The sequence below is a fragment of the Pseudoalteromonas sp. NZS71 genome, from assembly GCF_015864715.1.
In the GTDB taxonomy this organism is placed as follows: domain Bacteria; phylum Pseudomonadota; class Gammaproteobacteria; order Enterobacterales; family Alteromonadaceae; genus Pseudoalteromonas; species Pseudoalteromonas arctica.
Map to the genome: position 1 here is coordinate 240,881 of NZ_JADYWS010000002.1, position 13,377 is coordinate 254,257.

Here is a 13,377-nt window from a genome sequence, read left to right on the forward strand (position 1 = left end):
TTAAGCATATTCGTTATGAGCAAAAACTATCTTCGAATATAGCTTATGCTCATAGCTGGCGTGTAATATTAGAGTCGCTTAGCGATGCTTTTCAAAGGTAGCTACAAGCGCATCAAGTGTTTGTGCACTGTTGGCTAAGTCGCGAATCGCTTGCTCTGTATTGATTTGTTCGCTCATTGCTTTATCGCTAATTTCGCTAATTTGCTCAATATTACGACTTACATCGGCAACCACATTACTTTGCTGCTCAGTTGCAGTCGCTATAAGCGTAGCCATATCGTTTATTTGATTTGCTGTTTCGGTTATCGTATCAAGTAATTCAACAGAGCTTTGCATTGCACCAACGCTTTGCTGAGCTTTATCTTTCGATTGGCTAATATCATTAACTACATCATCAGATATTTTTGTAAGCTCTTCAATCATAGATTGAATTTCGGTGGTTGATTGCGATGTACGGTTTGCCAGTGCACGTACTTCATCAGCAACAACAGCAAAGCCGCGTCCGTGTTCACCTGCGCGAGCAGATTCAATTGCAGCATTTAAAGCAAGTAGATTAGTTTGATCCGATATGCCTCTAATTGAGTCCACAATACTTGCAATATCAACCGTTTTTTTAGAAAGCAAAGTAACTTGCTCTGTTATGCCATCAATATCGCTGGCAAGGGCTGATATAGTTGCTTGGCTTTGGAGTACTTGTTTGTGACTTTGAATGGTGTTTTCGCGGCTGTTATCGGTTAACTTAGCTGTATTTGCTGCGCTTTGCGCTATTTCTTGTACTGTAGCGCCCATTTCGTTGATTGCTGCTGCGACAGATATTGTTTGTTCTTTTTGGTTGTCTATTGCTTGGGAGTTTCGTTTTGCTTGTTCAAATACATGATCAGAGCTTTTTCTAATATCGTGACTTTCGCTGGCAACTTGAGTAATCGCTGTTTCTATTTTATTTATAAACTGGTTAAAGCCGTTACTTAGATTGTTAAGCTCTGGTTGGCTCGATTCTGGTAAGCGGTACGCTAAATTTGCATCGCCGGAGCCTAGGCGTGAAAATAACTCAGCCATTTTAGAAAGTGGAGATGAAAGTGAGCGAGCAAGCAAATAACTGATTAAACTCGCAACCAATGCTGTAATTACCGTAAAAGTAAATATTTGCCATTGCAGGGTGTTTACGCTTGCGAAAACTTCACTTTTTGGCACTTGGGCTACAACATATAAATCGGTGTTTTTAATAGGCATAGCAGCTACAAGTGTCGGTTCGCCATTTAAATTAATTTCTTCTAGTGCAAAGCCATTACTATTAAATAGTTGGCTGTGGATATTTGCAGTATATAAATCATCAATGTTTGCTTTAGCTACTTTACTTGCATCTTTATGAAGCTGAATCAATCCACTTTTATCTGCAATGAATACAAAGCCTGTTTGCTCAATTTTAAATTGCTGTAATAGCTTTTGCATATCAGTGATGCTTTTTGCAAGACCTGCTAAACCAGTCCCATTAGCCTGCTGATGATTTACAAACATTTTCACATCATTGGCTGACTCTTGATAAATACTGATAGAGTAAGGTTGTTTTGATTGCTTAAAAGCAAAGAACCAGCCATCGGCTGCATCGTTTTTTAACACACGCAAAAACCCATTCTGGTTCCAGTACTGTGCAGTGTCTCTATTTGCCCAAGATGCTGTGGCTAAATCGTATTGCTGGGCAACGCGATTTAATTCTTTTAATAGTAATGTATCGTCTTGGTTGTTTGATTGAGCCCATTGTAAAATAAATTCGTTTGATGATAGTTGCTGAGCAGCACCGAGTAACTCGTTGATTTCACCGCCTATGTGATTGCTGATTGTTTGCAGTTTACTAGGGAGCTCTGACTCAATCATACGTCGCTCAATAATATCCTCTGAGCTGTGTAGGGAAGTCAAACCAATCAGTGCGGCTACGCATATAGCAATAACACTGCCTAAAGCTGTGATTTTTTGAGTGATCGAAAGATTTTGTATCGTCATGATATTAATTAATTTTACAACTAAATAGAAAAACATATTAGCACATTATTTATTTGGAACTAAATATTGGCTAAGCAGAATAGGCAAAGATATACCAGATTGGTTAAAGTTTTATTAACAGGCATAAAAAAGCCCACATGCAAAAAGCATACGGGCTTGGTTTCTAACAAGCGAAACATTTATTGTTTAGGGTTAAACAATCTTTTTCATTGCTGACATGTAGCCACGTAATTTAGCACCTACTTTCTCAACTGGGTGTTCGCGCAATGCAGCGTTAATTTGAATTAATGTTTGGTTATCAACTTGGTTACTGTGCTCGCCAAGACCTTTACCGATAATGTCTGTATCAACGTTTTTCATAAAATCAGCAAGTAATGGTAAACATGCATGGTTATATAAATAACAGCCGTATTCTGCAGTATCAGAGATAGTACGGTTCATTTCAAAAAGCTTTTTACGCGCAATAGTATTGGCGATTAATGGCGTTTCGTGTAATGACTCGTAGTAAGCTGACTCTTCGATAATGCCGGCTGCTGTCATGGTTTCAAATGCAAGTTCAACACCTGCTTTAACCATTGCTACCATTAAAATACCGTTATCAAAAAATTCTTGTTCAGAGATTTCTACATCGCCAGCAGGGGTCTTTTCAAAGTTAGTTTCTGCTGTTTCTGCGCGCCATTTAAGTAAGTTTACGTCGTCGTTATTCCAGTCTTCCATCATAGTGCGTGAGAAAGTGCCGTCGATGATGTCATCTTGATGCTTATTATAAAGCGGACGCATAATTAGTTTTAGCTCTTCACTTAGTTCAAACGCTTTTACTTTTGCTGGGTTTGAAAGGCGGTCAAGCATGTTAGTAACGCCGCCGTACTTAAGTGCTTCGGTAATTACTTCCCAGCCGTATTGAATTAGTTTTGATGCATAACCCGCATCAACGCCTTTTTCTACCATTTTATCAAAACATAAAATAGAGCCAGTTTGTAACATGCCACATAAAATGGTTTGCTCGCCCATTAGGTCAGACTTAACCTCAGCAATAAATGATGATTTAAGTACACCTGCGCGATGTCCGCCAGTACCCGCTGCATACGCTTTAGCTTGTGCTAAACCAAGACCTTGAGGGTCATTTTCTGGGTGAACTGCGATCAGAGTTGGTACACCAAAACCGCGTTTGTATTCTTCACGTACTTCAGAACCAGGACACTTAGGCGCAACCATGATTACAGTAATGTCTTCACGTACTTGCATTCCTTCTTCAACGATATTAAAGCCATGAGAGTAAGCAAGGGTAGAGTCTTTTTTCATAAGTGGCATAATTGCACTTACTACAGCGGTATGTTGTTTATCTGGCGTTAAGTTAAGTACTACGTCAGCTGTAGGAATTAATTCTTCATAAGTACCAACAGTAAAACCGTTTTCAGATGCATTTAAAAATGATTGGCGACGCTCAGAAATAGCTGAAGCACGTAATGTGTAAGAAACATCTAAACCAGAGTCACGTAAGTTTAAGCCTTGGTTTAAACCTTGTGCGCCACAGCCTACAATAACTAGTTTTTTACCTTTAAGTGCGTCAACGCCATCGGCAAATTCGCCTGCGTCCATAAATTCACATTGCGCTAATTGCGCTAATTGCTCGCGTAAAGGTAAGGTATTGAAATAATTCGCCATTGTTAGTGTCCTATAAAGTCATGTTTGTTAGATGCGCAAGGTTTGTTGCGCTTACAAACACCATATGTAAAATCGTTGCTTGCGTAAAATGATATATTTGAATTAAAGTGTTTCATAATATGAAATACAGGGTTTAGCATGGATCATAAACATTTAAACTACTTTTTAGCGCTGGCTAAAACACTCCACTTTGGGCGCGCAAGCGAACTTTGCCACATAAGCGCACCCACTTTGAGCCGCAATATAAAACACTTGGAAGAAGAGGTAGGTGTTGCATTATTTGTACGCGATAACCGCAGTGTTAAATTAACGCGTGAAGGTGAGTCGTTTATTGATTACGCCACAGCGACGCTTGCTAATTGGCAGCGTTTTAAAACGAATGTAAAAGACCCACAACAACATATTTACGGCAAAGTAAGTATCTATTGCTCGGTTACTGCATCTTATAGTTTTTTACATCAAATATTAGAGCAGCTTCGTGCGCAGCATCAGTATATAGAAATAACATTAAATACAGGCGACCCTGCACTTGCTATAAATCGTGTGTTAGATGGGCATGAATTAATGGCTATTGCAGCTAAGCCAAATAAGTTACCGGCGCAAATTGCTTTTGTAGATATAGGGCACTCTCCGCTTTTATTAATTGGACCAAAAATTCAATGTCCGATCACAGAAAAATTAACACAAAATAGTGATGACATTAATTGGTCTGATTTAGAATTTATAGTGCCAGAACAAGGTTTTTCTCGCCAAAGGTTAGAACACTGGTGGCGCAAAAATAATATTCACGGGAAAATTTACGCACAAGTTGCTGGGCACGAAGCAATGGTATCTATGGTGAGCTTAGGATTAGGTGTCGCAATGGTCCCTAAAATAGTGCTAGATAACAGCCCGCTGCAAGATAAAGTACAAATACTAACACCAAAAATGCAAGCGCCTGATGGGTTTGATATTGGTTTGGCAGTATTAAGGAAAGAGTTAAATGACCCTGCAATCAGTGCTTTGTGGAATATTGCGCAAACTTTAGATGCAAAAGCGATTTAATGCGCGCAGAGAATAAGCAAGTTAGTTAAATAGTATGAATATAGGTTGCGTATAAGTTTACTATTACTTAACATTGAGCGCTAATAATAAAAACAATGACGCTTGAGAGTTTATTTATGAACCACGCCGTATCACTTGCTCATTCTGCTCAATGCCTAAAAAAGGCGATTCCTTTGATGGTAAAATACCGAATGCCGGTTACACCCATCAACTATGCAATTTGGTACTGTTATATTCAAGGAAACAAACCTTCATTAAATGCTGAGTTAGACCATGTTATTGCTCTGCAACAAACATGTTCACAAGACAAAGCAAAAGAAATTTTTGATAAACATTTAACGCAAGACGATCTCGTTTTTTTTCAAGAAATGACTGAAAAATTTCATACAACTATGGAGCAAGTTCAGCAAGATATAAGCACAACGCTTGATCACTCTAAAAGCTTTACGACGAGTTTAGTCGACTCACAAAATGAATTAAATATGCTTGTTGATGTAAACTCTTACAATGAGATACTAGGTTGTGTTGAGCGTTTAACCGACGATTCTATTGCAATGCAAGATTATGCTCGGGAGTTTCAGACTAAATTAGCCGTTGCCTACAATGAAATAAAAGATTTAAAAGAAGCACTCAATATTTCAAAGGAAGCAGCCGATACCGACACGCTTACGGGTTTTTATAATCGAGGTAAGTTTGATTCTGATATTGTAAACTTTTGCCTCGAATACTCAGAGCAAGCGCAAGAAGACTCTCTTGCCGTACTCATTATGTTTGATATTGATCATTTTAAGCGCTTTAACGATGATTTTGGCCATCAAAAGGGTGATGAAGTCCTTAGGCTAGTTGCTAAAAAAGTGAGAGAAAATACAACTGAAGCTGCAAATGTGTATAGATATGGTGGCGAGGAGTTTTGCATAACAGCCTACTTTGACACTATTAACGATATAATAGCATTTGCAGATTGTATTCGTTTAGCAATAGCAAAATTGGCGATTCGTAAAAAGCATGATGCAACTGCAAAACGTGCTATTTCAGCAAGTTTTGGCTTAGCAATTTTACGGCCATTTACAAATAGTTCTGTTTTAGTTGAGCGTGCAGATAGAGCTTTATACATTGCCAAAACACATGGACGAAATCGTATAGAAATAGCCCCTGATATTTAATAAGTACCAGAGGTTTTTGATTTATTTGGGTTAAAGCCGCTCAATTTAGGGCGATTTAATCCAACTTCAGTTTTGGTAAACAAGCAGGTAAAACCCAATAGAGCTGTAGCGAGTTAGCTCTTAGTAATTTTTTATTTGAATAATTGCATTTGCTACGTAGTGCCTCATTTTCAAAGTATCTTAAGGTACTATTAGTTAAAAACTACACAAGCAACTCAAAGTACAATCCTTAGACACAACTACCTTGAAAGATAAATAGTCCGAAAAGCATAAAGTTAACATTTTTGTATACAAATTGTGAATAATTGTAACCAGCTAGAGCTAGTTTAAAAAGACCTTGCTAGTATGGGGAACTCACTTATTTTGATACTTTGATTTACGCTGATGCGGTATGCCTTCTCATTATTAACAGCTCTATGTTTTAGCACTTTGTTTGTTTGCCTTTCGGTGCAAGCAACACAGGCAAGCAAGCATGCTGACGATTATACAGAGCAAGATATAACAACCGATCGTCTGCATTTGAGTTTAAGCGTGGGGGCTGGAGTTATAACCAACCCTTTGCATGGTGGAGATAATATTCCGCTCGTGCTTATTCCTCAAGTTGCGTTTTATGCAGAGCAATGGTTTTTTGATAATGGCCGTATTGGTTATTCATTTTTGCAAACCCCTAAGCATCACTTTAATCTAGTTGGTGAACTCAACTCTGAGTCTCGCTTTTTTATAGACTGGCACCCTAAAAATGTATTTTCACTACAAAGCAGTACTCTCAACAATCAGTTCGTAATGCAAGATGAAGCCTCGTCCTCTCGCTATGTTGATATTGATAATTTACATAAACGGCAAATTGCACTGGATGCGGGTATTGCATATCACTATGTAAATGAAGACCATGTTTTTTCGGTTCAGGCTCTGCATGATATAACCGATGTTTATCGAGGTGCACGCGCAGCATTGCAGTGGCAGTATCATACTGTGCTAGGAAAGCTCAAAATAAAGCCAACACTTGGAATAAACTATAAATCTGCGGAACTAAATAGCTATTTTTATGGACTTAATGAGGGTGAAACTCAATTTGGCAAAATAGACGTTGGTAGTAGTTGGCAACCTTATGCTAAAATCGACGCCCGTTGGCCACTGGGTAAGGCTGACTCTCTTCGTTTTCATGTAGCATATTACGACTATTCGACTATGGATGGCAGTCCGCTCTTTGAACGTACTTATTCAATGACTGCATTTATAGGATTCGATCGTACTTTTTAATATGAAGTATTTAATATTAGTTGTCTTTATTACCACTTTTTTTAGTGGTTTTAGTGTGGCACAACCCCCTTTTTTTAGCGTTTCTCCAAAAGTCTGCGTTGTCTCTGAACAGCAGGGTTTTTGCGATCTTGATTTACAATTTAAATGGCAATTAAACGCCTACAGTGATGTCTGTTTGTATCAGCAAGAGCAACGGCTTCAATGCTGGGAGCAACAACTTTCTGGGCAATTTAATTATAAAGCGCGTGTTCAGGTGGAGACCATATACTCCTTAATCAATCCTCATACGGGTGTGTTAATAGCAAAAACACAGGTTGAAGTACAAAGCGCCCATGCTAAAAAAAATAGGCGTAGGCTTCGCTCTCCGTGGAGCTTTTTTTAATTTAGGAGCAACTAATGCCAAAAATTTTACTTGTTGAAGATGATCTCGGTTTACAACAACTAACAAAAGATTACCTTGAACATAATGGCCTTGAAGTCGAAGTATTAGAACGTGGTGACGAAGTGTTTAATTACCTAGAAAACAATACACCCGATTTAATGATTTTAGACGTTATGCTGCCAGGTAAAGATGGCTTTAGCGTTTGCCGCCAAGTGAGAGATAAGTTTACTCTACCAATTTTAATGTTGACTGCTAAAGGTGAAGACTTCGACCAAGTGCTTGGTTTAGAGCTTGGCGCTGATGATTATGTAATAAAACCAGCAGAGCCACGTGTATTACTAGCGCGAATTAATGCATTACTGCGTCGTGGACAACCCATAGTAAAATCAAGCGAAGAGCTCCAGTTTGGTGATTTAGTCATTGATAAAACAAGTCGTATTGTAAAACTAAGTGATTCGGAGATTGTATTAACTTCGCACGAGTTTGAGTTACTATGGCTATTAGCGTCAAATGCGGGTGAAGTACTAAGTCGAGAACATGTGCACCAGCATATGATTGGCCGCCAATACGATGGACTTGATAGAACTGTGGATGTACGCGTATCACGAATTCGTAAAAAATTAGGCGACAACAGCGATAAGCCGTATCGTATAAAAACTGTATGGGGACAAGGCTACTTATTTGTTTCTGATGCATGGGATCTTTAGAACTATTTAAGGTTAGTCGGCTTTAATGGGAAAACTGTTTACCAGCTTATATTTATATATCATCGTTTCTTTGTTTGTAGTAAGCGGTGTTATAGAGCAATTGTGGCCTTACGAAGAGTCGCAACAGCAGGTCTTCTTAGATGATGAGTTTGGGCAATCACTCTGGTTGCTCTCACAAACTCCAAATGGTCTTAAAAAATTAAAGCACAACTTTGAAAGTAAAGTTATTGAACGACGTGATTTAATACTCCCTCAAAAACAACAATCGCAGCTCAACCAAAACCACTACTTATACTTATACGATAAGCAACAACGCATTGTTTGGTATGTAGATCTCGGTAATGATTCATTACTTCAAGTAGGACCGGTAGGTGTATTAACGCAGGAATCATCTTCTGTTTGGCCGTATTTATTACTACTTATTATTGTAGGTATACCTGTTGGGCTGTGGAGCTTTTTACTATGGCGCGACTTTGCAAAGCTACGTAAAGCGTGTGAAGCGGTAGAGGGTTTGCAAGACTTTCAACTAAACGACTCTTCTAAGTCTTTCTTTTTACCTATTACTGATACATTAAAGGTAATGCAGCAACGTATTGAGTTTTTACTTAGTGCGCAGCAAGAACTTACCTCATCGGTGTCGCATGAGTTTAGAACACCACTAGCACGTTTAAAGTTTGCAATTGTAATGCTGCAAGAACAAATGCTTGACGTAAAAGGTGAGAAATACCTAACAAACATGCAAACAGACATTAGCGAGCTTGAGTCACTAGTTTCTGAAATGCTTGAATACGCGCGATTAGACTCTCAACAACCTAGTTTACAGCCAATAAACTGTGACTTAGCTGGGCTGGTAAAAACAACTGTTGAAAAGCTAAACTTTGAAGCCCGAACCACGCTCTCTGTAAACCTCCCTGAGCATTTAAATTACTACTGTGATAGCCATTTTATGGCGCGAGTATTTCAAAATTTAATTGGCAATGCGCTCAAATATACCCATAAAAAAGTCAAAATTTCATTGCTACAAGAGACAAAACACATCGTATTGATTGTTGAAGATGATGGGGAGGGGATAGCTCCCGCTGAGCGAGAAAATGTATTTAAACCTTTTACTCGACTAGATAAAAGTAGAGGCAAGGATACCGGTGGTTTTGGTTTAGGACTCGCTATAGTTGCTAAAATTGTATCGTGGCACCAAGGAGAGTGTAAAGCAGAAAACTCAAGCTTAGGTGGTGCTAAATTTATTGTATATTTACCCCTCAAATTAAAGACATAAAAAAAGCGCCTAGAGGCGCTTTTTTTTGCGGTTAAAAACCAAAATCAACAAGTAGCAATATAATAGACCGCAAGTACTTAAAAAAGTTCTCAACTATTTTTATTTTTTTCAAGTAATGGCATTAACATTTGCTCAAGGCCATTTAGTTTTACCTCATACATCATCGCAAGTTGACTCCCTAGTTTTGAGTCAGGAAACCCTTGCTGATTAAACCAGACTAAATAAGGCTCTGGCAGTAAAAGCAATGGCCGTCCTGCATATTTTCCAAACGGCATTATGGTATTAATAGCTATTTTTAGTTGTTTTGGATCCATAAAAACTACTTATGTATTTAAAGTATGCGTAAGTGTAAGGGATTTTAGAGATATAAAATAGGCTGTGACGGGCAAGAAACAGCCTATTTTGCGAGGGAGTAGGCCCTCTGATTTAATAATTTTATGTTGATATAAACCTAGTTGAACTTTAATTAGCTGGGATCTAATTAAGTTATTATTAGAACATGGGTTCTTATTTAACCAACACAGTTAGTCTACCTGTTTTTCATTGTTGTGGTGAATTGGCTTGTAAAGGAATGTAAATAGAATTGCTTTTTATTTAAAAACTAATAACAAAGCCTTAACTGATTAAGGCCTTGTTATATTATAGACGTCATAAAAAGTAATTATTCGTTAAATAGTTCTTGTTTAACGTGCTCTGCAAAACCACTACCGGCTTCTAGGTAAAAGTTATAAGTAGAATGAACACCCATTTCTTCTAGTTCTTTTTGTTGATCAGGGTAGTTTGCAATAGCTGTTACTTGACCTTTATAACCAGAGGCTTGTAGTTGCTCTAAGGCAAAAATATTTTGCATGTGTTTTGGCATCGCAAGCATAACCATTTCTACTTGCGAGTGATTTACTCGTTGCCAAAAGTCAGGGTCGGTTGCATCAGCAATTAAGACGTTGCGGCCTCTGTTAACGTGCTTATCTACCACCTCAGGTTTTATATCTATACCTGCAACAACATTTGGGTGAGTCGCGTTGATAGTCTCATAAGCACCAGTACCAATCCGTCCCATGCCAAAAATGACTATTCTAGTATCGTTAAGGTTAACAGGTAGCTCTTCAGCTAAACGAGTTTTGCTTTCGAACTTTAATAACCAGTGCTCTATTTTTACGTACAACTCGTTTGAACGCTTATTTAATGGGGAGGCAATTATAAAGGTAATAGAAACAGCAATTGCCATTACAGCTAGCCACTCAGAGGTGATCATGCCTGTAGTTGCAGCCACTGCACATACAATTAAACCAAACTCACTGTAGTTAGATAAGCTAAAAGCAGTAAGTAATGATGTACGCGCGCGTAGTTTAAATATATTAGTGAACACATAATAAAGCGCTATTTTAACGGGTAATACTAAAATAAGTATAATAGCAACAATCAAGGAGTTAGTGGTTAGCTCTGCGCTCAAACCAATACTTAAGAAGAAGCCAACTAGCAATATGTCCTTTAAATTAAGCAGGGATTTTGATAGCTCGCCTGCCTTTTTGTGAGGGGCAAACATCATTCCTATTATTAATGCACCTAAATCGCCTTTTAGGCCTGCAAATTCAAATGCATGATAACCAGCAACTAGAGCAAAGAAAAAACCAAACAATGGTAATAGTTCACCATGTTTAGATCGGTTCAATACGCCATACATTACAGGTCGTAATAAAGGCAAAGCAATTATTAGTGCAATTGCCCATAAATTTGGGACTTTACCGGTGCTAATAGCTAAAAAGATAACAGCAAAGATATCTTGCATTACCAATATACCAATGGCTATTTTACCGTGTAAGCTTGCCATTTCCCCGCGTTCTTCAAGCACTTTTACTGCAAATACAGTACTCGAAAAACTCAGTGCAAACCCAACTAATAAAGCACTTTGCCAACTTAAATCAACAAATAGTGGAATAGCGAATACGCCAAGTAACAGCATAAAACCACTAAATAACGCACTGCTAAAAATGATATGCAATGTTGCAGGTGCCCAAACTTGAGGTTTAATTAAACTGTTAACTTTAAGTTTCAAGCCAATACTAAAAAGAAGAAGGGTAACGCCAAGGGCTGCAATTGTATCGAGCAACTCTGTACTTTTATATCCTGATAAATTTAAAGCAAAGCCTGCTAATAAAAATCCAATAAGAGGAGGTAGTTTTAATTGATAAACGGCAAAACCACAAACAAACGCGGCAGCAAAATAGATTAGTTCCATAATTCTTAATATCACTTCATTTGGTGTTGCAGTGTAACGAAAAATTTATGCCATTGAAAATATAATAGACCTAAAAATGAACGCGTCTAATCAATTACTTGCCTTGCTGCGTATGAAAAATGCGCATTAAACACTTATTTAATCGTAAATAGTATGTAAATAACATTTTTTCACTGACATTAGCTTTTAAATATGGTTAAGATGCGATAACGAAGAAGTTTAAGCCAGAGCAAATAATAGAGCAGCTCAGCTTAAGGAGAGAGATATGTTTAAAAAGATTTTAGCGTCGGTAGGTATTGGTGCTGCAAAAGTAGACACTATTTTAGAAACTGAACACCTACAACCAGGTCAACTTTTTAACGCACAAATAGTTATCACAGCTGGGGATGTTAGCCAAGATATCGCAGGCTTAGATTTATTATTAATGACTCGTGTTAAAGTTGCGGGTGATGATGGCGATTATTTTACTAATCATGTAATTGAGCAATGGCGAATTACAGATATTGGTACAATTGAGCCAGGCGAAGTTAAAAACATCCCTTTTGAAGCACGTCTTCATTCTGAAACACCTATTACAGAAATTAATGCAGGTTATAATCAATCACATGTATGGCTAGAAACAGGCCTAGATATAGACTTAGCACTTGACCCAACAGATAAAGATCATTTACACATTTACCCTAATGAAGCGGTTAAAACGTGTATGCAAGCGATGGAAAAGTTAGGTTTTAGTTTAATGAAAGCTGACGTAGAAAAAGGCCACTTACGGGCTTCAACTTTTCAGTCATTATCTGGGTGTTACCAAGAACTTGAGTATAAACCTAATAGCCGCAGCTTATTTGGCATTCAGGAGATTGAATTATCGTTTGTACCAGAGGCACATAAAACACATGTGCTTATAGAGCTAGACAGAGCCTTTAAAGGCGATGGTTATGTAGATTTGACCATAGAGCACGATCATGTGAATCTATCGCAGTTGTGTGATCAGCTAGAGCGCTTATTTACTTAGTATAAGCTAACTAAGCTAACGAGTGATTTTAATAAACCCAGCCTAAGCTGGGTTTTTTGCTTATAGGATTTAATATGCAGTTTAAATGTGAGCAGTTTGACGCTTTTGATACACAGACTCTTTTTATTATTATGCGTGGGCGGGTTGATGTGTTTGTTGTAGAACAAAAATGTCCTTACCCTGAACTTGATGATGTAGATATTGCTTTAAATACACAGCATTTATATACATTGGATAATGGGCAACTACAAACTTATGCGCGTTGTTATGACAAAAGTGAGCAATACAGCGCAATAGGTCGCGTGCTAGTAAGTGAAAGAGCGCGTGGCAATGGGTATGCAACTTTACTTATTACTGAAGCTATAGACTGCTGCAAAGCACAATGGCCTGAGCGAGATATTTATATAGGTGCACAAACTTACTTGCTTGATTTTTACCGCTCTTTTGGCTTTGAGGATTATAAAAGTGAATATTTAGAAGACGGTATACCTCATCAAGATATGATTTTAAAACTCACTAAATAAATCCAATTTAAGCAGCTATAAAAAAGCCCACTAATGTGGTAATGCAGATCGTTTAAGCTAATTGAACGATCTTTCAAAGGGCTCATAATAGGCTACAACAGAAGTTGTGGCCTATT

The 13,377-nt window shown here is 37.9% G+C and carries 12 protein-coding genes; 8 read left to right on the forward strand and 4 right to left on the reverse strand.

Annotated elements, in window-relative coordinates; translation table 11 throughout:
- Positions 1 to 78: 78 nt before the first annotated feature.
- A complete protein-coding gene (locus I6E85_RS02225) occupies positions 79 to 1,998 on the reverse strand; it encodes a methyl-accepting chemotaxis protein (RefSeq protein WP_024589916.1) in 1,920 nt (639 codons plus the stop codon).
- A 192-nt stretch (positions 1,999 to 2,190) separates the two neighbouring features.
- The gene (ilvC, locus tag I6E85_RS02230) at positions 2,191 to 3,663 is read right to left on the reverse strand and encodes a ketol-acid reductoisomerase (RefSeq protein ID WP_024589917.1); all 1,473 of its coding nucleotides are present in this window, start codon (positions 3,661 to 3,663) and stop codon (positions 2,191 to 2,193) included.
- A gap of 138 nt (positions 3,664 to 3,801) precedes the next feature.
- Between ilvC and ilvY the strand changes: the two genes are divergently transcribed.
- From ilvY to I6E85_RS02260, 6 genes are all read left to right on the forward strand, one after another.
- Positions 3,802 to 4,707: an HTH-type transcriptional activator IlvY gene (ilvY, locus tag I6E85_RS02235; protein ID WP_024589918.1), complete on the forward strand. Its 906-nt coding sequence runs from the start codon at positions 3,802 to 3,804 to the stop codon at positions 4,705 to 4,707.
- Between the two features lie 116 nt (positions 4,708 to 4,823).
- Entirely contained in the window at positions 4,824 to 5,870 is a 1,047-nt protein-coding gene (locus I6E85_RS02240; protein ID WP_024589919.1) for a GGDEF domain-containing protein, read from the forward strand.
- A 447-nt stretch (positions 5,871 to 6,317) separates the two neighbouring features.
- Positions 6,318 to 7,130: a MipA/OmpV family protein gene (locus tag I6E85_RS02245; RefSeq protein WP_024589920.1), complete on the forward strand. Its 813-nt coding sequence runs from the start codon at positions 6,318 to 6,320 to the stop codon at positions 7,128 to 7,130.
- Between the two features lies 1 nt (position 7,131).
- Positions 7,132 to 7,512: a DUF3019 domain-containing protein gene (locus I6E85_RS02250; RefSeq protein ID WP_024589921.1), complete on the forward strand. Its 381-nt coding sequence runs from the start codon at positions 7,132 to 7,134 to the stop codon at positions 7,510 to 7,512.
- 14 nt (positions 7,513 to 7,526) lie between these two features.
- Positions 7,527 to 8,219 carry a response regulator gene (locus tag I6E85_RS02255; RefSeq protein ID WP_024589922.1) on the forward strand — a complete coding sequence of 231 codons (693 nt, stop codon included), beginning with the start codon at positions 7,527 to 7,529 and terminating at the stop codon, positions 8,217 to 8,219.
- 25 nt (positions 8,220 to 8,244) lie between these two features.
- Positions 8,245 to 9,492, forward strand: a complete 1,248-nt coding sequence (locus I6E85_RS02260; RefSeq protein WP_024589923.1) for an ATP-binding protein — start codon at positions 8,245 to 8,247, stop codon at positions 9,490 to 9,492.
- Between the two features lie 89 nt (positions 9,493 to 9,581).
- Here I6E85_RS02260 and I6E85_RS02265 read toward each other — a convergent pair whose 3' ends face one another.
- Positions 9,582 to 9,806, reverse strand: coding sequence for a DUF3820 family protein (locus I6E85_RS02265; RefSeq protein WP_007586607.1), 225 nt, complete (start codon positions 9,804 to 9,806; stop codon positions 9,582 to 9,584).
- Between the two features lie 347 nt (positions 9,807 to 10,153).
- Complete coding sequence (locus I6E85_RS02270) at positions 10,154 to 11,728, reverse strand: cation:proton antiporter family protein (RefSeq protein WP_007586608.1); 1,575 nt, start codon at positions 11,726 to 11,728, stop codon at positions 10,154 to 10,156.
- Positions 11,729 to 11,993: 265 nt separating this feature from the next.
- On the opposite strand from I6E85_RS02270, the gene I6E85_RS02275 reads away from it, so the two are divergent.
- Both I6E85_RS02275 and I6E85_RS02280 read left to right on the forward strand, forming a co-directional pair.
- Positions 11,994 to 12,737: a sporulation protein gene (locus I6E85_RS02275; RefSeq protein WP_007586609.1), complete on the forward strand. Its 744-nt coding sequence runs from the start codon at positions 11,994 to 11,996 to the stop codon at positions 12,735 to 12,737.
- Positions 12,738 to 12,811: 74 nt separating this feature from the next.
- Positions 12,812 to 13,261, forward strand: coding sequence for a GNAT family N-acetyltransferase (locus I6E85_RS02280; protein WP_024589924.1), 450 nt, complete (start codon positions 12,812 to 12,814; stop codon positions 13,259 to 13,261).
- Positions 13,262 to 13,377: the final 116 nt, after the last annotated feature.